The 21,263-nt window shown below is 42.1% G+C and carries 16 protein-coding genes; 13 read left to right on the top strand and 3 right to left on the bottom strand.

Annotated features, from left to right (window positions below):
• Positions 1-214 precede the first annotated feature (214 nt).
• Together ACTNB8_RS04720 and ACTNB8_RS04715 are read right to left on the bottom strand one after the other, a co-directional pair.
• Complete coding sequence (locus ACTNB8_RS04720) at positions 215-2,710, bottom strand: C1 family peptidase (RefSeq protein ID WP_441052730.1); 2,496 nt, start codon at positions 2,708-2,710, stop codon at positions 215-217.
• Positions 2,711-2,901: 191 nt separating this feature from the next.
• Positions 2,902-3,345, bottom strand: coding sequence for an RbsD/FucU family protein (locus tag ACTNB8_RS04715; RefSeq protein WP_441052729.1), 444 nt, complete (start codon positions 3,343-3,345; stop codon positions 2,902-2,904).
• A gap of 352 nt (positions 3,346-3,697) precedes the next feature.
• On the opposite strand from ACTNB8_RS04715, the gene ACTNB8_RS04710 reads away from it, so the two are divergent.
• From ACTNB8_RS04710 to ACTNB8_RS04685, 6 genes are all read left to right on the top strand, one after another.
• Positions 3,698-4,549, top strand: a complete 852-nt coding sequence (locus ACTNB8_RS04710) for a class II fructose-bisphosphate aldolase (RefSeq protein WP_441052727.1) — start codon at positions 3,698-3,700, stop codon at positions 4,547-4,549.
• Between the two features lie 31 nt (positions 4,550-4,580).
• Positions 4,581-5,588 (top strand): LacI family DNA-binding transcriptional regulator, encoded by a 1,008-nt coding sequence (locus tag ACTNB8_RS04705; protein ID WP_441052725.1) that lies wholly within the window; start codon positions 4,581-4,583, stop codon positions 5,586-5,588.
• Positions 5,589-5,619: 31 nt separating this feature from the next.
• Complete coding sequence (gene xylB, locus ACTNB8_RS04700) at positions 5,620-7,134, top strand: xylulokinase (RefSeq protein ID WP_441052723.1); 1,515 nt, start codon at positions 5,620-5,622, stop codon at positions 7,132-7,134.
• 181 nt (positions 7,135-7,315) lie between these two features.
• Complete coding sequence (locus tag ACTNB8_RS04695) at positions 7,316-8,368, top strand: galactitol-1-phosphate 5-dehydrogenase (protein ID WP_441052721.1); 1,053 nt, start codon at positions 7,316-7,318, stop codon at positions 8,366-8,368.
• Between the two features lies 1 nt (position 8,369).
• Positions 8,370-9,299: a 1-phosphofructokinase gene (pfkB, locus tag ACTNB8_RS04690; RefSeq protein ID WP_441052719.1), complete on the top strand. Its 930-nt coding sequence runs from the start codon at positions 8,370-8,372 to the stop codon at positions 9,297-9,299.
• A gap of 50 nt (positions 9,300-9,349) precedes the next feature.
• Positions 9,350-10,351 carry an aldo/keto reductase gene (locus ACTNB8_RS04685; protein ID WP_441052717.1) on the top strand — a complete coding sequence of 334 codons (1,002 nt, stop codon included), beginning with the start codon at positions 9,350-9,352 and terminating at the stop codon, positions 10,349-10,351.
• Between the two features lie 768 nt (positions 10,352-11,119).
• On the opposite strand, the gene ACTNB8_RS04680 is transcribed toward ACTNB8_RS04685, so the two are convergent.
• Positions 11,120-11,512 (bottom strand): VOC family protein, encoded by a 393-nt coding sequence (locus ACTNB8_RS04680; RefSeq protein WP_441052716.1) that lies wholly within the window; start codon positions 11,510-11,512, stop codon positions 11,120-11,122.
• A gap of 267 nt (positions 11,513-11,779) precedes the next feature.
• On the opposite strand from ACTNB8_RS04680, the gene ACTNB8_RS04675 reads away from it, so the two are divergent.
• From ACTNB8_RS04675 to ACTNB8_RS04645, 7 genes are all read left to right on the top strand, one after another.
• Positions 11,780-13,399, top strand: a complete 1,620-nt coding sequence (locus ACTNB8_RS04675) for a response regulator (protein ID WP_441052714.1) — start codon at positions 11,780-11,782, stop codon at positions 13,397-13,399.
• Positions 13,396-15,183, top strand: a complete 1,788-nt coding sequence (locus ACTNB8_RS04670; protein WP_441052712.1) for a cache domain-containing sensor histidine kinase — start codon at positions 13,396-13,398, stop codon at positions 15,181-15,183. The genes ACTNB8_RS04675 and ACTNB8_RS04670 overlap by 4 nt, the downstream gene beginning before the upstream one ends.
• The gene (locus ACTNB8_RS04665; RefSeq protein WP_441052711.1) at positions 15,180-16,190 is read left to right on the top strand and encodes a substrate-binding domain-containing protein; all 1,011 of its coding nucleotides are present in this window, start codon (positions 15,180-15,182) and stop codon (positions 16,188-16,190) included. The genes ACTNB8_RS04670 and ACTNB8_RS04665 overlap by 4 nt, the downstream gene beginning before the upstream one ends.
• Before the next feature lie 179 nt (positions 16,191-16,369).
• On the top strand, positions 16,370-17,341 hold the full coding sequence (locus ACTNB8_RS04660) for an ABC transporter permease (RefSeq protein ID WP_441052709.1): 972 nt from the start codon (positions 16,370-16,372) through the stop codon (positions 17,339-17,341).
• Positions 17,342-17,389: 48 nt separating this feature from the next.
• Positions 17,390-18,886: a sugar ABC transporter ATP-binding protein gene (locus tag ACTNB8_RS04655; RefSeq protein WP_441052707.1), complete on the top strand. Its 1,497-nt coding sequence runs from the start codon at positions 17,390-17,392 to the stop codon at positions 18,884-18,886.
• Positions 18,887-18,902: 16 nt separating this feature from the next.
• Complete coding sequence (locus ACTNB8_RS04650) at positions 18,903-19,910, top strand: ABC transporter permease (protein ID WP_441052705.1); 1,008 nt, start codon at positions 18,903-18,905, stop codon at positions 19,908-19,910.
• A gap of 93 nt (positions 19,911-20,003) precedes the next feature.
• Positions 20,004-21,107 carry a substrate-binding domain-containing protein gene (locus tag ACTNB8_RS04645; RefSeq protein ID WP_441052703.1) on the top strand — a complete coding sequence of 368 codons (1,104 nt, stop codon included), beginning with the start codon at positions 20,004-20,006 and terminating at the stop codon, positions 21,105-21,107.
• Positions 21,108-21,263 lie beyond the last annotated feature (156 nt).

The following is a 21,263-nucleotide window of genomic DNA, read 5'->3' as shown; positions in this document are numbered from 1 at the left end:
TTGCCATAACTTATCCTCCGTAATTGTAGTGAAATAGTCTAAATATCTTTCGCCTACAATTATAGAGGGAAACAGAGTGTTAGGAAATCCGCAGGAATATTTGGCGCTTACTGCTGATTTATCATAAAAAGAAAAATAAGTAATTAAAGTTAAAAATCCCGGAGATTATCCGGAGGTCATTTGAGAATGACTCCGGAATTTATCTCCGGGATTTTTATATACGTTTGATTGTGGCTGTTTTTGAGCGTTTCCGGAAAAGTTTCCGATAGGCTTTGTATTTTTTCTTTGGCACTTTGATCACCATTTTCTTAACGGATTTGTCAAAATTTCCGGATACAGTCCGGAGTTTCAGACTTCTGATGGTAATTGTGCAGTTACTTTTTACTTTTGTGAAAGCATGTGTGCTTATCTTGGTAAGTCCTGTTCCGATTGTTACTTTTTTCAGTTTGCTGCACTGGGCAAAGGCATATCCGCCAATAACAGAAACGTTGTTTCCGATGGTAACTGTGGTCAGTTTCTTTTTGCCTTTAAATGCATTGGCAGAAATGGAAGTCACACGATAGGTAACACCCTGATAACGGATTGTCGCAGGTATTTTTAACGTTTTAATTTTTTTATTTGTTGTGCCGATGCAGGAAACGGTAAAGGCGCCATTTACTTTATATTTCAGTCTGGAAACTGTAATACGGTAACCGAAAGGCTTCGCAGCAGGAGCTACAGTCTTTGGTGTTGCTTTCGGAGTCGGAGTAGCAGTTGGAACCGGAGTAGCAGTCGGTCTCGGAGTGGCAGTCACCGTCGGTGTTGGGGTAACAGTTGGAACCGGGGTAGCAGTCACCGTAGGAGTTGGAGTAGCAGTTGGAACCGGGGTAGCAGTCACCGCAGGAGTTGGAGTAGCAGTTGGAACCGGAGTGGCAGTCACCGCAGGTGTCGGAGTAACTGTCGGGTCAGGTGTATCGGTTCCGGAGTCAAGGGTGCGCGTATGGGCTTTCAGAGAAAAACAGCAATTATTTTTAACTGCCATATCCTGCCATGCTGTAGCCTGTGATGTTCTCAGAAAACTCTGATCCGAACTGATCTCAGGAACTGCCTGAAACCAGGACGTGTCTTTGACTGTAGTAGTTTTTTCAAAATAATAAGGAACCTTAACATTGCTGAGCAGGGTCACGATCACAGAATATCTGGAACCGGCTTTCAGAGTTACCGGTGTATCGAGGGTTACAGTATCAATTCCTGAATATTCTTTTGTATAGCTCATTGGTTCTTCGTAAGCGGGCGTTCCGCTGGTCGGATTCGAAGGATCAGTAAGATCTGTATAAACCTGAATCTGATAATTGATATTGTCCTCTTTGGCAGCGAGAACGATTTCTCCAAGTTCTTCATCTTTGCTGTTACCGGCTGAAGCGGTAAAGATGCTTGCAATGGAATCCCCCTGAGACAGCTGCCAGGTAAAACTTCCTGTAGATGCGCCGTCATAAAAATAATTATTCGTGTATAACGGAGTAGTAGTGCCCGTGTTGCATACGAGATTTTTCATAGGAGTGTTCTCGTATGATAAATAAAAATATCCATTATCTCCCCAGTCGGTACCATAGCTGTTTTTTACGATCCAGGCACCGTCAGAGGTAACTTTGGAAGCAGCTGCGAAATTGTCTTTTGAGTATGTGTCATCCCATCCTACTATAGTGACGGCGTGGTTGATCGTATTACCTCCATTTGGATAGCTGTAGGCAGCAGTGTTTCCATTCAGATAATTGGAATACATGAGGATCATCACAGAAACAGAATTATAGTTCATGATGAGCTCTTTCATTCGTGAGTTGCTGTAATCTGAAAAGACTGCATCTTCCATATACACATCAGTATCGTATGCAAGACTGTCATTATATGTCTGGCATGTCGCACTGAAAGGAAGCTTATCTTCAGTAGTCATACCAGACCAGGTGCTTAAGAAGAAGGAGGAAACCCAACCGTTTCCACTTTCGTGATAGCCTTTGTTTGGGGTGCTGGTATAAATGCGATTGATTTTGTCATTGGGCGTATTTCCCAGTGGATCATTCACACGGTTTGCCCAGAAGTAGGCCAGATGTTCTTCCGAAAGATCCCAGGTTCCAAGTCCCTGGCTCAAGAGACTGGTTTCAACATTGGAGATCTGGCTGAAAGCCCAGCACATATTTGTGCCGGACTGGTTTTTGACAGAAGTGACAAGATTCTGGCTGCGGGAATCGTATTTAGATGGAAAACTGCGGGCACTTCTGAACATGCTGCTGCCGCGTCCATTCCCGGAAAGACTGCTGCCTGCATCACTGTCTTCTATGGTATAGGGAACAAGGCTTTCAAGAGGAGCAAGCTGTGCTTCATATTCTTTCTGCGTCATGGGACGGCCGAGAATGTAATCCAGCTGATCGTCATCAGAGGTACCGGAAGAAAAAACAGCAGTGCTGTTGTCCGCTGAGAAATCCTCAGTACTGTCAGCAGGTTTTCCAGGAGAAGATTCAGTATCAGCAGAGGAATCTGTATCGTTTTCAACAGTTATTTCATTTTCTGAAAGTTCCGAATTCTGTATTGAATCAGAAGACTCGTCCTCTGATTCAAAAGATATCTCCGAAGAAAAATCATCGGCAGAAATGGCAGAAACATTTCCAAACAGGAGTGATGCAGTCAGAAAAAAAGCAAGTCCGGACCGGATTTCAGGTTTTCGAGTATGTTTCATTAAGAGTAACCTCCTGTGAATATTTGCATAAATATTACAAAAATATTACTTCCATAATATAACACAGAGATTGAAGAAATGTCCAGATATGGAAAGAAAAATTTGAACAGTAATTAAAAACCCTGAAAGTATAAAACTTCCAGGGTTGGTAGAAAAGATGTAACTTATAGAAGTTACTAAAGATGGCCGAATTAATTATTAATAACGACACCTTTCTGCAGCATGATGTTTGCATACAGAGCTTTTTCACTTGTAGCAATGATGCAGTAAGCTGTTTTTGCTTCATCATAGAAGCTGAAACGTTCGATATTGCCAACAGCGGCATCTCCTCTGTCATCATATTTACGAACGATTTCTTTGTATGTATCCCAGATAGGAGTTTCTACATTGTCACCCTTCATAACTTCCATCAGGTTTACCGGATGTTCTACATAAGTATCCAGAGGGAAAACTTTCAGGATAGCTTCGAGGATTTCCGGAACTCCATGTCCGTCACAGCGGATTGTGATGGCATTTTTGCCCATGGACTCAACCGGGAAGTTTCCATCAGCGATTACCAGGCGGTCACTGTGTCCCATTTCGCATAAAACTTTTAATAATTCAGGTGATAAAATTTCAGGAATTCCTTTTAACATGTCAATACCTCCGTTAATTACTATATCGTTACTGTTCACTCCGTTCACAGCAACTTGGTCAAAATCCATTCCAAATCACCTTCGGTGATGGGATTTTGCCCCCGTATGTCTCGGGATTTTGCCATATTCATGGCAAAACACCTCGCGGGATATTACCTGTGAACAGTTACACTATATCTTTTATCAATTTAACTTTTATCCGGAAATATTGCAAGGAAATATTTTCCTGTAAAAGATGAATATTTTACGGTTGACATGAAGAGAAGAAAGCACTATTATGAACTCAAACAGAAACGTTTCGGTTTCTGAAAATTCACGTAGATCATATGTCAATGATGAGGAGGAAAACATTATGCCACTTGTTACATCAAAGGAGATGCTGTTAAAAGCACAGGAAGGCGGTTACGCAGTAGGAGCTTTCAATGCGGAGAATATGGAAATGGTCAAAGCAATCATTCAGGCAGCAGAAGAACTGAAAGCGCCTGTTATGATCCAGACAACACCATCTACTATTAAATACGGAACAGTAGAGACATATGCCGCAATTGTAACAGCAGAAGCAAAAAAAGCATCTGTTCCGGTGTGTCTCCATCTGGATCACGGCAGCAGCTTTGAATTGGCAATGCAGGCAATGCATGCGGGATATACATCTGTAATGATCGATGGTTCCAAGCTTGATTTTGAAGGAAATATCGCAGAGACAAAGCGTGTTGCAGATGTTGCAAATGCACTGAACATTCCATGCGAAGCAGAGCTTGGCAAAGTAGGCGGAAAAGAAGATGACCTGGAAGCTGAGGCAGATACAAATACAGATCCGCAGGAAGCTAAAGAATTTGTAGAACGTACAGGTGTTACTTCTCTGGCTGTAGCAATCGGAACAGCTCATGGATTCTATGTTGGAACTCCTGTCCTTGACAAAGAAAGACTCAGCGAGATCCGCAAAGTTGTTGATATCCCGCTTGTACTTCACGGCGCTTCCGGATTAAGTGATGAAGATGTAAGTGACTGCGTTAAACGTGGTATCTGCAAGGTAAACTTTGCAACAGAACTTCGTGCAGCATACAGCAGGGCAGTAAAAGAACTTCTGGAAGAAAAACCGGATACGATAGATCCTAAGGCTTATGGAAAAACTGCAATCCAGGCAGTAAAAGAACTTGTTATGGCAAGAATGAAAGTCTGCGGATGTGACGGAAAAGCTGAATAAATTTTAATATATCGGATACCAGGGTGACAGCATGGCAGCAACAATGAAAGATATCGCCAATCGGACCGGACTGGGACTGGCAACCATTTCTTCTTATTTCAATGGAGGAAATGTCAGAGAAAAAAACAGAATAAAGATTGAAGAGGCAATCGAAGAACTTCATTATGAAGTGAATGAGGTTGCCCGCGGACTGAAGACCAATGCGACCAAGACGATCGGAGTAGTGATTCCTGAACTGAATAATACATTTTGTGCGGAGATCATTACCGGTATGGAAGATGTCCTGCGCAGTCACGGATATGCAACAATCGTCTGTGACTGCCGGACAGACAGGAAACTGGAGCGGGAAGCAGTGGAATTCCTTACTCGTAAACGGGTTGACGGAATTATCAATATGCCGGTAGACGGTGAGGGAAATCACCTGAAAAAATTCCGCAAAACCGGTAAACCTGTTGTACTGATCGACCGGAGCATACAGGGACTTGTCTGCGACAGTGTGCTTGTTGATAATCAGAAAGCAGCAGAAGATGCTGTGAATATTTTCCTCGAAAAAGGTCACAGATCCATAGGAATAATCGGAGGACCTGAGGATATTTTTACAGCACAGGAACGCCTGAAAGGTTACTGCAAAGCTCTGGAACATGCAGGAATACCGATCAGGGATTCTCTTATCAGTCATGGTGATTATACAATTCAGGGCGGTGTGAGAGAACTGGAAAAACTGGTCAGAGATAATCCGGATATGACAGCTGTGTTTGTTACTAACTATGAAATGACTATGGGAGCGATCATAGGTATTAATGAGCTGGGAATCAGCATACCGGAACAGCTTTCAGTGATAGGGTTTGACAATCTTCAGTTTGCCAGAGCATGCAATCCGAAACTGACTGTCGTATCACAGCCTACAGAGGAAATTGCCCATAAGGTTGCAGGAATTATTCTGAACCGGCTGGAACAGGGAAAAGATGAAAACCAGGAGCCGGTCTGCGAAAAACTGTTTACAGAAGTAATAAATGGAAAATCTGTGACAGCATTGTAACATGAATTCAGGAACATGGAGAAGGTCAATAATGACAAAGAAATATTTACTGGGAATAGACATAGGAACCAGTGCCTGCAAAGTTACTCTTTTTGACAGAGAGGGACAGGTTCTGGCAGCAGCTAACGGTGATTATCCGGTGTACTATCCTCATGAAGGATGGGCTGAGCAGAATCCGGAGGAATGGTGGACTGCAGTCTGTGGTGCAACACGTAAGGTGATCACACAGGCGGGAATACAGCCGGAAGAAATTGCGGGCGTGGGCATTGACGGACAGAGCTGGTCTGCAATCGCCATTGACAAAGAGGGAAAGGTTCTTACAAATACACCGATATGGATGGATACCAGGGCACAGTCCATATGTGACCGTCTGAATAAGGAAATCGGTGAAGAGAAGATTTTTGAGATTGCCGGGAATTCACTTCAGCCATCTTATACAACAGCAAAAATCCTCTGGTACAGGGAAAACCTGCCGGAGGTATATAAAAACATCTGCAAAATCCTGCAGTCAAACAGTTATATTGCATATCGACTGACAGATGCCATTACACAGGATGTTTCACAGGGATATGGAATTCACTGTTTCAATATGAAAACAGGTAAATGGGACTCTGAAATGTGCAGACTTCTCGGAATTCCGGAAAGCTTTCTTCCGGAAAAAATATGTGCATGCGATGAAATTGTTGGAACTGTAACAGCGAAAGCAGCAAAAGAAACAGGACTTGTGGAGGGAATACCCGTAGTTGCCGGCGGACTTGATGCAGCCTGTGGAACACTGGGAGCAGGGGTTATCCATCCTGGCGAGACGCAGGAACAGGGTGGACAGGCAGGTGGAATGAGCATCTGTCTTGACGATTACAAAGCAGATCCGAGACTCATCCTCAGTTTTCACGTTGTACCGGGACAGTGGCTCCTTCAGGGAGGAACTACCGGTGGCGGTGGAGTCATGCGCTGGTTCGAGCATGAGTTCGCAGATTATGAACGTATGATGAAAGCACAGACAGGTGAGTCTTCGCTGAACCAGCTGAATGATATTGCTGAAAAAGTTGCTCCGGGAAGTGACGGGCTGGTATTTCTTCCATATATGTCGGGAGAAAGATCGCCGATCTGGAACCCTTATGCAAAAGGTGTTTTCTACGGACTTGACTTTGCGAAGACAAAAGGTCATATGGTACGTGCCTGCATGGAAGGTGTGGCACTTTCTGTAAGACACAACCTTGAGATTGCCGAGGCGGCAGGAGCAAAAGTTGAAGTACTCCGTGCAATGGGTGGTTCCGCAAATTCACTTTTGTGGACACAGATCAAATCCGACATAACAGGAAAACCGATCGTGGTACCGGCCTCTGATACAGCAACAACACTTGGAGCGGCAATACTGGCAGGTGTAGGCTGCGGTCTCTACAAAGATTACGACGAGGCAGTATCCCTTACAGTAAAAGAAACACGGCGCCACGAACCAGATCCTGCTAATAAAAAAGTGTACGATGAAACATATAGAATATATCTCGAACTGTATAAGTCACTGAAACATATGATGTCCAGGTAGATAAATAATCAACAGAGTGTCTCCATACGGGATATCTAACATATACAAATATCTTTGAAAGAACACATAAACCCATACATTCTGATTTGAATAACTCAGATGATTTTTATAAAAATGCAGGGGGAGTCTGAGGGGGCGATGCCCGCCACCTCAGGGGCTTTCGCGAAAGGAGTAATTAAAAATGAAAGCAGCAGTAGTAGTAGCAAATGAAGATGTACAGTATCAGGAAATAGAAGAGCCAAAAGTAACAAAAGGCACTGTAAAAATCAAAGTAAAATATTCAGGTATCTGCGGATCAGATATTCCGCGAGTACTGCATAACGGTGTACATTTTTATCCGATCGTCCTGGGTCATGAATTTTCCGGTGATGTTGTAGAAGTCGGTGAAGGCGTTACAAAAGTAAAAGTTGGAGACCGTGTTTCAGGTGCACCGCTTCTTCCATGTATGAAGTGTGATGACTGTCAGAAGGGAAACTTCTCTCTCTGTAAACATTACAGCTTCATCGGTTCCAGACAGCAGGGTTCAAATGCAGACTATGTTGTAGTTCCGGAACAGAATGCAGTACCGTTTGACAGCTCAGTACCGTACGAGCAGGGTGCAATGTTTGAACCTGCAACAGTAGCGATCCACGGTGTATTCCAGAATGACTACCACGGCGGAGAATATGTTGCAATTCTTGGCGGCGGAACAGTAGGTATGTTCACAATGCAGTGGACAAAGATTTTCGGATCCAAAAAAGTAGTTGTTTTTGATATCAGTAATGAACGTCTTGACCTGGCAAAACGTCTTGGCGCAGATGAAGTTATCAATACAAAAGAAGAAGGATACATGGAAAAAGCCATGGCCATTACAGGTGGAAAGGGATATGGATTTGTATTTGAGACAGCAGGACAGGTTCCGACCATGCAGATGGCGTTTGAGCTTGCCGCAAACAAAGCAAATGTATGCTTTATTGGTACTCCTCATGAAAATCTTACTTTCACACCTGCAATGTGGGAGAACATGAACCGTAAGGAATTCAAACTTACAGGATCATGGATGTCATACAGCGCACCGTTCCCGGGACGTGAATGGGATCTTACCGCACATTATTTTGCAACTGGTCAGCTGAAATTTGATCCAGGTTTCATCTACAAGAAGATTCCTATGAGTCAGGCACAGGAAGCATTTCAGCTGTTCAAGACACCTGGACTTGTAAAAGGCAAGATTCTTTTATCTAATGAGGAAGACTGAGATGATACTTACAGTTACATTAAATGCCGCCATCGACAAAAGATATGTGGTAGATGATTTTAAAGTCGGAGAAGTAAACCGTGTACGTGAATGTTCTTATGTCCCGGGAGGAAAAGGGCTGAATGTTTCAAAACCTGCTTCTATTTTCGGAGCTGAGGTAGTAGCTACCGGATTTGTAGGCGGACATGCGGGAAATTACATAGAAGATGCGCTGAAGCCATTTGGAATAAAGAGTGCTTTTTATCATGTGGCTTCAGAGAGCCGTTCCTGTATCAATATCTGGGATGATGTAAATCATGTACAGACAGAATTTCTGGAGCCTGGATTTACTCTTACAGAAGATGATTTTCTGGGATTCGAAAAGAAATTCCGTGAACTTGTAAAAGACGCCGAAGTTGTTGCAATGTCAGGAAGTGTTCCAAAGGGACTTGACGGAACGGCTTATCAGCGTCTTGTAAAAATTGTCAAAGAAGCAGGAAAACCTGTGATCCTTGATACAAGTGGAAAACTTCTTGAAATGGGAATTGAAGCGGCACCGACTCTTATTAAGCCAAACATTGACGAGATCCGTATGCTGACAGGCAAACACTGCGATGATATCAATGATATTATCGAGGCTGCAAAGAGTATTCATGCGGGCGGTGTGGAAACCGTGGCAGTTTCACTTGGGGCTGATGGTTCTCTGGCGGTAGGTGAAGAGGGGATTTTCCGTGCAAGAGTCCCGAAGATTGATGCAGTCAATACGGTTGGCTGCGGAGACTCTATGATAGCGGGCTTTGCACTCGGACTGAGTGAGGGGCTTTCTCTTCCGGAAACCCTCAGAAGAGCAAGCGCAATATCAGCAGCTGCGGCAATGAGAGAAGAAACAGGATTTTTTGTAATGGAAGATATGGAAAAACTTCTTCCGCAGATCGAAATAGAAAAGCTTTAAAAAGTATAATAAAACGAAAATTATATAATGAATATCAGGAGGAATTAAAAATGGCAGAATTTGTTAATCCGGCAATCGTACCGAAAGTAACTCTTCCTTCAGGTGAAGAAGTACCATGTGTGGGAATGGGAACATTTGGTTCTGACCGTGTGAGCCCGGAAGATGTTTCAGGAGCAGTTGCAGGAGCTATCCGCAGCGGATATCGCATGTTTGACTGCGCTGCATGCTATGGAAATGAAGATCAGATCGGAGATGTTTTCAAAGAAGCTTTCGATGAGGGAGTTGTAGAAAGAAAAGAACTCTTTATCATGACAAAAGTATGGAATGATATGCACAGAAAAGTTGAAGAGGCATGTGATAAGAGTATCCATGATCTTAAATGTGATTATATCGATCTCTATTTCATTCACTGGCCATTCCCGAACTATCATGCACCATTCTGTGATGTAGATGCGAGAAATCCGGAATCAAAACCGTTCAGTGTTGAGGAATTTATGGATACATACCGTCAGTGTGAGGAATTGGTCAAAAAAGGAAAAATCCGTTATATTGGTATTTCCAACATGACAATCCCGAAACTTGAAGCTGTTCTTCCGTTAATGAATATCAAACCGGCTGCATGTGAACTGGAACTTCACCCATGTTTCCAGCAGCAGGAACAGTTTGATTATCTTGTTGCGCATAATATTCAGCCGGTTGGATATATGCCTCTTGGTTCACCGAGAAGACCGGAAAGAGATATCTGCCCGGAAGATGTTGCTGATATGCAGACACCAGAAATGCAGGAAATCGCAAAAGCACACGGTGTTCATCCGGCTCTGATCGCACTGAAATGGGCTCATCAGAGAGGTGAGATTTCCATTCCATTCTCAGTACATAATTATGTGAGCAATCTGAAATCTGTAACAGAGGATCCGCTTACAGATGAGGAGATGGCGAAGATCGGAACACTTGAAAGAGGAAACCGTCTTGTAAAAGGACAGGTATTTCTGTGGAAAGGCGCAAAAGACTGGCATGATCTGTGGGATGAAGATGGATTTATAGTTAAATAAATGTGAAGGACAGGGACAGGCTATGGCTTGTCTCTGTTTTTTATTTGTATCAGAAAACTGGAGAGAATCTTCTGCCCTTTATATGCAGTAAATGCAGTAACGCGCCTAGAAATATGATAGAAAGCTTCTGCCTTTTACATATATAAACCGTTCTGGAAACGGACTGCGTTTCCGGCTTCTCCCGTTCATCTATGGATTGCTGCTTTAGCAGAACTCGTGCTTCGCACTCAGACAAGCACAGCAGCAATCATTAGAACGGATCGAAGCTCGGAAGCCTCGCCAGGTTTCCATTACAGTTTATATATGTAATGCGGCAGCACAATTGCCGGATTCCTGAATCGTTACTGTATATAATACGGCAGCGCCAATCGGCTGTGGTTTCCGAAAAAAGAGAACGAAGGTTAGCCGTTCCCTGTCCTTGTGAAGCCTCCGGCGGGTAGTTAGCAGCTGCGCTGCGGTCCGCTGCCGCAGGCCCCGGAGTCAGCATCTGAAAATGATATGTTTATGAATTCAGGCAATCACGATTATTTCTTATGTAAGGGAACGCCAGCCTGAATTTTCAGGTAGAAAAACACTCACTTCCATGAGTGAGCACTAGCGATATTTTCTGTTTAGCCGTCGAGCATAGCTTCGGCTTTCGCAGCTTGTCTGAGCGTAGCGAGTTAGCGGAGAAAGTCGAAAATCAGCGGCGCAGACGGATAAGAAAATATTGCGTAGCGAACGGTGGAAGTGAGTGCTTTTTCTATCGTGAATTATAATTTCAACAAATCACAGATACTGACTGAACTCAACTTTCTCTTTATTTGGCCCTTCTATAGTGAAAAATTTCACCCCATTCTCCCAGTACGGAAGAAAATGAACTTCATCCTCCAGCGTATTCAGCCCCTTTTCACAGACAAGTTTATAAACAGCATCAATATCCGTAACATCAATAGCCACATGCTCAAGAGCACCATAACACATGGCAGCTTTGTCAATATCATAAACTTCCATAACCACATTCTGAAGCTTCATAAAACGAACTCTCTGTCCGGTCGCCTCATTGACAGTAGCATGAGCAATCGTGAAGCCAAGTGCCTCATAAAATTCAACAGTTTTTTCAAGATTTTCAGTAGGAACTCCAATGTGCTGAAGTCCAAGTGCATAGTCTTTGATTTCCATAAAAATAGCCCCTTTACATTATTTAATATAGAAATAGAATAACACTTTTTGTTTCATATTTCTACTTCATATGATAAAATGAATCTATTAGTTACTGTTCACAGGTAATATTCCGCGAGGTGTTTTGCCATGAATATGGCAAAATCCCGAGACATACGGGGCAAAATCCCATCACCGAAGGTGATTTGGAATGGATTTTGACCAAGTTGCTGTGAACGGAGTGAACAGTAACATTTATTATATAATGATTGGGAGAAATATACGTATATGTATAGAATATTACTGGTAGATGATGAAATTCTGGTAAGAGATGCCATAAAAGAAAATATAGACTGGGCAGGAATTGACTGTGAACTTGCAGGAGACTGCGAAAACGGTAAACAGGCAATTGAATTTGTCCAGGAACATCCGGTAGATATAGTACTTACAGATATACTGATGCCCTATGTAGATGGAATGGAACTGTGCCACTTCCTTCATGATAATTATCCGGATATTGTGATTGTCGTATTCAGCGGATTCGGAGAGTTTGAATACGCAAAGAAGGCAATTCAGTATAATGTCAGCGAATACCTTCTGAAACCGGTAACAGCAGTGGAACTTACCGGAGTGATCAATAAAATGAAAGAAAAAGTGGATCGGATACGCAGAGAAAAACAAAAAATGGAAAGTTTAACAAAAACCTCTGAAAACTACAGGGAAAACGTGCAGATGATCCGCTCCAAAGCAATAGAAGCACTTGTAAACTGTACAACAGATGTCCGGAAAAGCCTGGATCGACTTGAAAAAATGGGGATTGAACTATCAGCAGTCAGATACAGAGTAGCGGTATTTGACATAGATATATATTCAGGAATGTATGAGGTGGATCTTGAAAAACAGCAGGAAAGTGCGCTTATGGCATTTGTTCTCTACAATATCAGCGACGAGATTGCAGGAAGAGAAGGCGCAGGAATTGCCTATCAGGAAGGTAGCAACCGTGTCTGTATACTTTTTCAGGAAAAATGGAGCCATAATTTTACCGAGAAAACAAAAGCAATCTGTCAGGAAATACAACAGAAGATATATGAACTCATGGGAATCGATGTATCCATGGCAATCGGAAGCTGGGTCAGGAAACCGGAAGAACTGGTTACTTCTCACAATGAGGCAGTAGAGACACTTCAGTATCGTTATCTTCTGGGAGGCAGAATTCTTATTGACAGAGAAGAACAGCATTTCGGACAGAAAGCGGATCTGGAACAGTCACTGTTACAACTCAAAGATGCTGTGAAATATGGGGAAAAAGAAAGAATCAAAAAAACATTTCTTACAATAGAAGAAAAAATCAAACAGTCACTTGCAGAAAAAAGCCGTGTGTGCATGTACCTCCAGCAGGTGATCCGAAGCGTAGATTCCGCCTGTGAAGAAGTGTCCGCTGATATGAACAGGATCAGAGCAGGAAGAGAAGAACTTCTCCGCAGGATTACATTGCAGAATTCTTTTCAGGCAGCCTGTGAGATTGTAAAAAAACATATAGAAAACATCTCTGAGATTCTTGATGAACAGAATACCTCAAGCAGTGAAAAGCAGGCAAGAATGGCAGTGGACTATATTCAGAACAATTATATGGATCCTAATCTCAGCCTGAACAGCATCTGCTCATATCTGAATATAAGTACAAGTTATTTCAGTACCATATTTAAAGAAGAAACAGGTGAGACATTTACAGAAGTTCTAATACGAACCAGAATGGAAAAGGCGAAAGAATTACTGGAGAATACAACACTCAAAAACTATGAGATTGCAGAAAAAGTAGGATTTGCAGATCCGCATTATTTTGGAATTTCATTTAAAAAAATGACAGGCTGTACACCTACGGAATATGCAAGGGAGAAACGTAAATGAAAGATGGCAGGCTTTCCACAACGATCACAGGACGATTCAAAAGCATTCAGAGCGTTATTTCTGTTGCAATGGGAATTCTGATAGTCTGTGCAGTTCTGATCGTGACAGTGGTTTCTGTGCGGTTTACTAACAATTCTATTTTTGACAACTCATCAGAATATACACACACCATTATTGAACAGATGAACCAGAATATAGATTCCTATATTGATTATATGGAAAATATTGCATATCTGATCGCAAGCAATGAGGATGTACAGGATTATCTTTTTGGCAGAAGTATTGATATAGAAGCAAGGGCAAGACTCTTAAATCAGTTCAAGACTATTCTGGACAGTCGAAGTGATATACGTAATCTTGGAATAATTGGAAAAGACGGTCGTATGATCATCAATGAGGGAAAAGAATCTGTAAACTCTGATCTGGACCTTTCTACTCAGTACTGGTATACTCAGGCACTTGAAAGCCAGGAGGGACCGGTGCTTACATCTTCTCATGTCCAGCATATTATCAGCGGACAGCGCCCCTGGGTTATCACACTGAGCAGAGGAATCAGGGATAAGAACGGAAGTGGAGAAAAAGAGGGAGTTTTCTTTATAGACCTTAATTACAGTGCAATCAGTGAGTTATGTGATCAGAGTACCGTTGGAACAAAAGGATATGCTTTTATTCTGGATGCAGATGGAAATATTGTTTATCATCCACAGCAGCAGCAGCTTTATAACGAGCTTCAGACAGAAAAAATACAGATGATCATGGATACAGAGGAAGATACTGTTCTGACAGGGACAGGAAACAGTGACAAACTTTATTCTATTTCCAGATCCACAAAGACAGGCTGGACCGTTGTTGACTGTACAAGTGTCCGAGAACTTCTGAAACAGAGCCGGCAGGCAGAAAGCATCTATATGATAACAGCAGTGGCTCTTGTTGTGGTGGCGCTTCTTCTTTCAAGATTTATTGCCGGAAGTATCACCAGACCGATTCAGAAACTTCGTGATTCCATGAAACAGGTTCAGGAAGGTGATTTCAGTATTTCTGATGTTGTAGTTGATTCGAGAAATGAAATTGGAAGTCTGACGAAATCCTTTGATGTAATGACTCACAAGATTCAGGATCTTATGGAACAGAATGTGCACGAGCAGGAAGAAAAGCGTAAAAGCGAACTAAAAGCGCTTCAGTCGCAGATAAACCCGCATTTCCTTTATAATACACTGGATTCTATTATCTGGATGGCAGAGGGAAAGAAAAATGAAGAAGTTGTTCTTATGACTGCTTCACTTGCAAGACTGCTTCGACAGAGTATCAGTAATGAAGACGAAGTTGTGCCGATTTCACGGGAAGTGGAATATGCGAGGGGATATCTTACAATTCAGAAGATGCGCTACAAAGACAAACTGGAATTCCAGATAGAGGTTGATCCGTCAATCATGCACATACCACTGATTAAACTTGTTCTCCAGCCAATCATTGAAAATGCTATTTATCATGGACTTAAATACAAAGAAAGCAAAGGACTTCTTATTGTAAGGGGTTTTATGAGAAACGGAAATGCAGTACTTCAGGTGATCGATGATGGAGTTGGAATGGATGAAGAAACCCTGAAACACATTTATGACAGACACAAAGTAAATTATCAGTCCAACGGAGTTGGTGTTTATAATGTACAGAAACGTCTGAAACTTTATTATGGAAACGATTACGGAATTGTATATGAGAGTGAACCGGGCAAAGGAACAACAGCTACTATCACAATTCCGGGAACACAGGAGGGACAGGCATGAAAAAATACAGAAAATGGCTTGCCATTGGTATTATGATCTGTCTTGCCGCAGGTACAGTCGGGGGAGTCTGTCTGCACCGAAAGGAACTTAAAGAAAAAAGACTTTCACTTATTTATATCCCCAAAGTTGTTGACGGAACCAATGATTTCTGGACATCTCTTATCCAGGGAGCCAGGATTGCAGCAAAAGAATATAATTCGGATATTGAAGTTATGGCCCCTAATGAAGAAAATGATGTGGAAGGACAGAACAGACTTCTTGAAGAAGCTATTGCCGAACAGCCGGATGCCATACTGATTTCTCCCTCAAGTTTTACAGAATCGGACGAACTTCTGGAACAGGCGAAAAAAGCCGGAATCAGGATTTGCTTTATAGATTCCTATACAGATAAGAATGTTCAGGATCTTACAGTAGCCACAGATAACCTGGAAGCAGGGGAACAGCTTGGCAAATTTGCGTCAACGCTTCTGGGAGCCATGGATCAGATCGCAATTATTTCGCATGTAAAAGGCGTATCTACAGCTGTAGAAAGAGAAGAGGGATTCCGCAGGGGGCTTGGGGATCTTGAAAAAAATATTGTTGCAGTGGAATATTGTGATTCAAACTATAACAAGGCATATAAACTTACCCTTGAAGTTATGAAAAAGTATCCAAATCTCAAGATGGTGGCAGGTATGAATGAGTATTCTTCAGTGGGTGCTGCCAGGGCTGTAAAAGCTGCAATTGCACAGAACGAAATCAAGGTAGTCGGTATAGACAGTTCCCAGGAGGCAGTACAGTTGATGGAACATGGAGTTTTTAAAGGATTTGTGGTACAGAAAGCTTTCAAGATGGGATATGTGGGTGTCAGGGAGACGGTCCGTATGCTGCGAGGCGACACTTACCGCAAAGAAGTGAATTCAGGCAGTCAGCTGGTTACCCCCGAAAATATGTATTCTGAAGAGATAGAGAAGCTTCTTTTCCCCTTTAACACGTTAAAACTACCAACAGCAGACAGGGGAGATTGAAGATATTAGTCAATATTGCCAACATAAAAAGGTTAAAAATTTATGGTTACCGTAAATTTTTAACCTTTTTTTATAAAATATTCCATTTTTTTATTTTTATAAAAAATTTATAATAAGGAAGAATTAAGAGAGGGCGGCATCCAAAAACAGCCGTATTATTGGGAGTAGGAGGAATAGGAATGGGAAACTTAAAAAACAGCCCAATTGTTAAAAAGATTGGATTGAACCGAATCTTGCTGGTAGCAGTTCTGATCGTTATGTACGTGGCATTTTGCATTACGAGCCCGAATTTCTTCGGATTTACACGTATCCTTAACTTACTGAACTATGCATACTTCCTGGGATTCTTATCATTGGGCGTAACATTCGTAATTGCTACAGGAGGAATCGATTTCTCTATCGGACCGGTTATGTTCTGCTGTGCACTGATGGCAGGTTACTGCTTCACAAGCTATGGCGTTCCGATGGCAGCAGCAATGGTTATCAGCGTGCTGATCGGTATTGCGTTTGGTATCTTCAACGGATATCTGGTAGCTTACTGGTCAATCCCGCCATTCATTGTTTCTATGGCGAGTATGAACATTGCAAAAGGTCTTGCATCAGTATTCACAAAGACACAGTCAGTCAGCTGGCCACAGTCAACTGCTGAAGGCGGTTGGTACAGAAACCTTGTAAGATACGGAGATATTCCGGTAGGCCTTATTATTTTCCTTGCATTTGCAGTTGTATGTGCGATCATTCTTAACAAGACAAGAATCGGACGTTACATTCTCTGCCTTGGATCTAACAGAGAAGCAGTCAGACTTTCTGGTGTAAACGTTAAAAAATGGGAAATGGTAGCATACATCATCTGTGGTTTACTTGCAGGTGTCAGTGCAATCTTCTTTGTATCTGCTTACACAACTGTTCAGCCTGGCTATGGCGATCAGTACAACAATGAGGCAATTGCAGGCTGCGTTATGGGAGGTACTTCCATGGTAGGCGGTCTTGCTTCTATCAGTGGTACCGTAATCGGTGTATTCATCATTGCGCTGTTACAGGAAGGTATCCTTGCTCTCGGACTTAACAAGAACTACCAGTTGATCATCACAGGTATTATTGTTATCGTTGCAGTATACTTTGACGTACTCGGAAGACGTCGTAAAAACTAAGAGTCGTGAGATGTTGGTGTATAATAGCAGAAAGGCTGAGGTAAAGATATGGGCGATATTATTTTAACAATGAAGGGCATTGACAAGTCATTCCCCGGTGTTCATGCCCTGGATCATGTAGATCTTGAAATACGTAAAGGTGAGGTTCTTGCACTGATGGGAGAAAACGGTGCAGGTAAATCTACATTGATGAAGGTTCTGACAGGTATCTATACAAAAGATTCCGGAACCATTACATATGAAGGCAAAGAAGTAGAATTCCACAGTGCAAAAGAAGCACAGGACAATGGTGTTGTAATTGTACACCAGGAACTGAACATGGTTAACCACCTGACAGTTGCACAGAATATCTTCATCGGAAGAGAATTCAAAAAAGGCTTCGGTATTGATGATAGAAAAATGAATGAAGAAGCCAGAAAACTTTTCGACAGACTGAACATCGACATTGATCCTACAGAGACAATGGGAAATCTTACTGTTGGTAAACAGCAGATGTGCGAGATCGCAAAAGCAATTTCCCATGATGCAAAGGTTATCATCTTCGATGAGCCTTCAGCAGCTCTGACAGAAACAGAAATCGAAGATCTGTTCAAGATTATCCGCGATCTGAGAGAAAAACAGCTTGGTATTGTTTATATCTCACATCGTATGGATGAGATCAAGGTTATTACAGACCGTGTAACAGTTATGCGAGATGGTACATATGTAGGAACACTGATCACTAAAGACTGTACAAAAGATGATATCATTAACATGATGGTTGGTCGTGTTATTTATGAAGATCCTAAGACAGAAAACATGGTGCCGAAGGATGCACCGGTAGTTCTGAAAGTTGAACATCTGAATGCAGGTAAGATGGTACAGGATGTAAGCTTTGAACTTCACAAAGGTGAGATCCTTGGATTCTCCGGACTGATGGGTGCCGGACGTACAGAGACTGCAAGAGCAATCTTTGGTGCTGACCCGAAAGAAAGCGGAGATATCTACGTAAATGGTAAAAAAGTTACTATTAATAATCCACAGGACGCAGTTAAAGTTGGAATCGGTTATCTTTCTGAAGACCGTAAACGTTATGGCGTGGCAGTTCAGAAAACAGTTGCTGAGAATACAACACTTGCAAATCTTGAGGATTTCTGCAGTGGTCTCTTTATTGATAAAAAGAAAGAAAAAACTGCCGCTCAGAAACAGGTTGATGCACTTGCAACAAAGACACCGAGTGTTGATCAGCTTGTTGTTAACCTGTCAGGTGGTAACCAGCAGAAAGTCGTTATTGCAAAATGGCTGACAAAAGACTGTGATATCCTTATTTTCGATGAACCGACAAGAGGTATCGACGTCGGAGCGAAAAATGAAATTTACAAACTGATGAATAAACTTGCTGAATCTGGCAAAGCAATCATCATGATTTCCTCCGAAATGACAGAAATCCTTCGTATGAGTGACAGGATCGTTATCATGTGTGAAGGTAAGATTACCGGAGAAGTTGATATTTCCGAGGCAACACAGGAGCATATCATGAATCTGGCAACCAGAGAAATTCATTAGGAAGGAGAATAAGATCATGGCAAACAATACAGCAGTGCCGGCAGCTAAAAAGAAATCAGTTTTAGACAGGCTTGGCGGACAGAAGTTCATCGTAGTAATGGTAATCATTGTACTCTGTGCATTCTTTTCCATTAAGAGTCCGAACTTCAGAAAATATACAACAATTGTAAGTATACTGGATTATTCCTACTATATCGCACTGATGGCTATCGGTGTAACATTCCCATTGATTACAGGAGGTGTAGACCTTTCCATTGGTACTGGTCTTGTATGCTACTCACTGATTGGTGGATACCTGGTTTCCTTTAAGGGAGTTCCGGTTATTGTAGGTATCATTGTAACAATTCTCATTGGTGTACTTTTTGGTATCATCAACGGTGCGCTGGTTGCTCTTATGGATCTGCCGCCATTTCTGGTAACATTGTGTACATGTATGATTACCCGAGGATTTGGTTCCATCGTTGTTGGTGGTTTTGGTATTTCCTGGCCTACAGCAACAACTCCGGAAGGAGCATTCCGTAAAATCTTCAAACTTACAACTTCATCAGGAACTCTGATTCCACTTGGTATTGTATGGGTAATTTTGTTAGTTGTAATTATGTCTTTCGTTCTGAATCATACAAAAATCGGACGTTATACAATTGCAATCGGAAGTAACAAAGAAGCAGCCAGACTTTCTGGTGTAAACGTAAAATTCTATCATATCATGGCATATGTAATTGCAGGATTCTTTGCAGGACTTGCAGCAGTTGCTTATTCAGCTGTATTCGCAACAGTTCAGCCTGGTACAGGTGCCGGATTCGAACTTGAAGCAATCGGTGGTGCTATCATCGGTGGTGTATCTGCAACTGGTGGTGTTGGTACAGTAAGTGGATCCCTTCTTGGTGTATTCGTTATCTGTCTTCTGAAAACAGGTCTTCCGTTTATCGGACTGCAGGCAAACTGGCAGCAGATTATCACAGGTCTTGTATTACTTGGTGCAGTACTTATCGATGTATTAAAGAAGAAAAATGCAAAGAATTAATTAAGGTAATATAAACAACAAAAACAAAAATGGTGAATGTGCAGTCGTAAGACTTCATATAGAAATCCAAAACATTTAAGGGAGGTTTTTCAAATGAGAAAAAAAGTTTTAGCAGTAGTATTAGGAGCAGCTATGGTAGCATCCATGTCCAGTATGGTAATGGCAGCAGACGCAGAAGAAACTGTAACACCAAACGAAGAGTACAGTTTTGAAGTAGTAGTAAAGAGCTATCAGTCATCATACTGGCAGGCAGCTGTTAAAGGAATCCAGGACGAAGCGGATGCAATCGGCGTAAAAGTAAACTGCACAGGTCCTAACTCCGAATCCGATATTGCTGACCAGGTAAACATGCTGAACAATGCAATCAGCCAGAATCCGGATGGAATCGGCCTTGCAGCATGCGATCAGGACTCCGTACTTGATTCTCTTACAAAAGCAAAAGAAGCAGGAATCCCTGTAGTATGCTTTGACTCTGGTGTACCGAACGCTCCGGAAGGATCCGTATATTCCACAATCGCAACAGACAACTATGGTGCTGGTGCAGTAGCAGCAGAAAACCTTTATCCTGCAGTAAAAGATAAAATCAAAGAAATGGTAGATGCAGGAACAGTAGTACAGGTTGGTGAAGTAAACCAGGATTGTACAGCTGAATCCACATCAAACCGTGGACTTGGATTCATCGATAAATTCATCGAACTTGCAACAGCAGACGGATATAAAGTAGCAGTAACAGGAAACGAATTCTTCGTCAACAACTGCTCAGATGCAGGAGATGAAAGCTCTGCAAACATCGTGATCCAGACAGCAGTTCCGTCCCAGACAACAGTTGAACTGTGTGCAACAGAAGCTTCCAAACTTCTGAACGTAGAAAATATGGTAGCAATCTTCGGATCCAACCAGGTAGCAGCAGAAGGTATCCTTACAGCAAACCAGAACCTGAGCGTACTGGGAAGCGATCCGGAAACCAAGATCCTTGCAGCAGGATTCGATGCTGGTTCCACAATCAAAGCAGCTGTTCAGGACGGCACAATGTATGGTGCAGTTACACAGTCTCCTCTGGCAATGGGCAAAAACACAGTAGATATCCTTACAAAGATCGCAAACGGCGAAGAAGTAGAAGACCTTCCAACACAGGGTTACTGGTACAATGTTGACAACATGGAAGATGAATCCATCGCTCCTAACCTTTACGACTAATGTGAATGCGATATCCGAGTAGGCATTCGCGGAATATCTAAGACATATTACAAAAGGAGAAGCTTCGGCTTCTCCTTTTTGTATGCAGAATTATTGTAAAAAATATATAAAAGAAAGAGGATATAAATATATAAAAAATAGCATAATGTACAAAAA

It is taken from the genome of Blautia sp. HCP28S3_G10, assembly GCF_052065235.1.
Lineage (GTDB): Bacteria > Bacillota > Clostridia > Lachnospirales > Lachnospiraceae > Blautia_A.
Note: the sequence above shows the minus strand (reverse complement) of the source record. Positions and strands in the feature narration are given on the sequence as shown.

What these genes read in the sequence shown, in the direction of transcription:
- ACTNB8_RS04720 (WP_441052730.1), bottom strand. Translation starts at nt 2,710, where the DNA reads ATGAAACATACTCGAAAACCTGAAATCCGGTCCGGACTTGCTTTTTTT.
- ACTNB8_RS04715 (WP_441052729.1), bottom strand. Translation starts at nt 3,345, where the DNA reads ATGTTAAAAGGAATTCCTGAAATTTTATCACCTGAATTATTAAAAGTT.
- ACTNB8_RS04710 (WP_441052727.1), top strand. Translation starts at nt 3,698, where the DNA reads ATGCCACTTGTTACATCAAAGGAGATGCTGTTAAAAGCACAGGAAGGC.
- ACTNB8_RS04705 (WP_441052725.1), top strand. Translation starts at nt 4,581, where the DNA reads ATGGCAGCAACAATGAAAGATATCGCCAATCGGACCGGACTGGGACTG.
- xylB (WP_441052723.1), top strand. Translation starts at nt 5,620, where the DNA reads ATGACAAAGAAATATTTACTGGGAATAGACATAGGAACCAGTGCCTGC.
- ACTNB8_RS04695 (WP_441052721.1), top strand. Translation starts at nt 7,316, where the DNA reads ATGAAAGCAGCAGTAGTAGTAGCAAATGAAGATGTACAGTATCAGGAA.
- pfkB (WP_441052719.1), top strand. Translation starts at nt 8,370, where the DNA reads ATGATACTTACAGTTACATTAAATGCCGCCATCGACAAAAGATATGTG.
- ACTNB8_RS04685 (WP_441052717.1), top strand. Translation starts at nt 9,350, where the DNA reads ATGGCAGAATTTGTTAATCCGGCAATCGTACCGAAAGTAACTCTTCCT.
- ACTNB8_RS04680 (WP_441052716.1), bottom strand. Translation starts at nt 11,512, where the DNA reads ATGGAAATCAAAGACTATGCACTTGGACTTCAGCACATTGGAGTTCCT.
- ACTNB8_RS04675 (WP_441052714.1), top strand. Translation starts at nt 11,780, where the DNA reads ATGTATAGAATATTACTGGTAGATGATGAAATTCTGGTAAGAGATGCC.
- ACTNB8_RS04670 (WP_441052712.1), top strand. Translation starts at nt 13,396, where the DNA reads ATGAAAGATGGCAGGCTTTCCACAACGATCACAGGACGATTCAAAAGC.
- ACTNB8_RS04665 (WP_441052711.1), top strand. Translation starts at nt 15,180, where the DNA reads ATGAAAAAATACAGAAAATGGCTTGCCATTGGTATTATGATCTGTCTT.
- ACTNB8_RS04660 (WP_441052709.1), top strand. Translation starts at nt 16,370, where the DNA reads ATGGGAAACTTAAAAAACAGCCCAATTGTTAAAAAGATTGGATTGAAC.
- ACTNB8_RS04655 (WP_441052707.1), top strand. Translation starts at nt 17,390, where the DNA reads ATGGGCGATATTATTTTAACAATGAAGGGCATTGACAAGTCATTCCCC.
- ACTNB8_RS04650 (WP_441052705.1), top strand. Translation starts at nt 18,903, where the DNA reads ATGGCAAACAATACAGCAGTGCCGGCAGCTAAAAAGAAATCAGTTTTA.
- ACTNB8_RS04645 (WP_441052703.1), top strand. Translation starts at nt 20,004, where the DNA reads ATGAGAAAAAAAGTTTTAGCAGTAGTATTAGGAGCAGCTATGGTAGCA.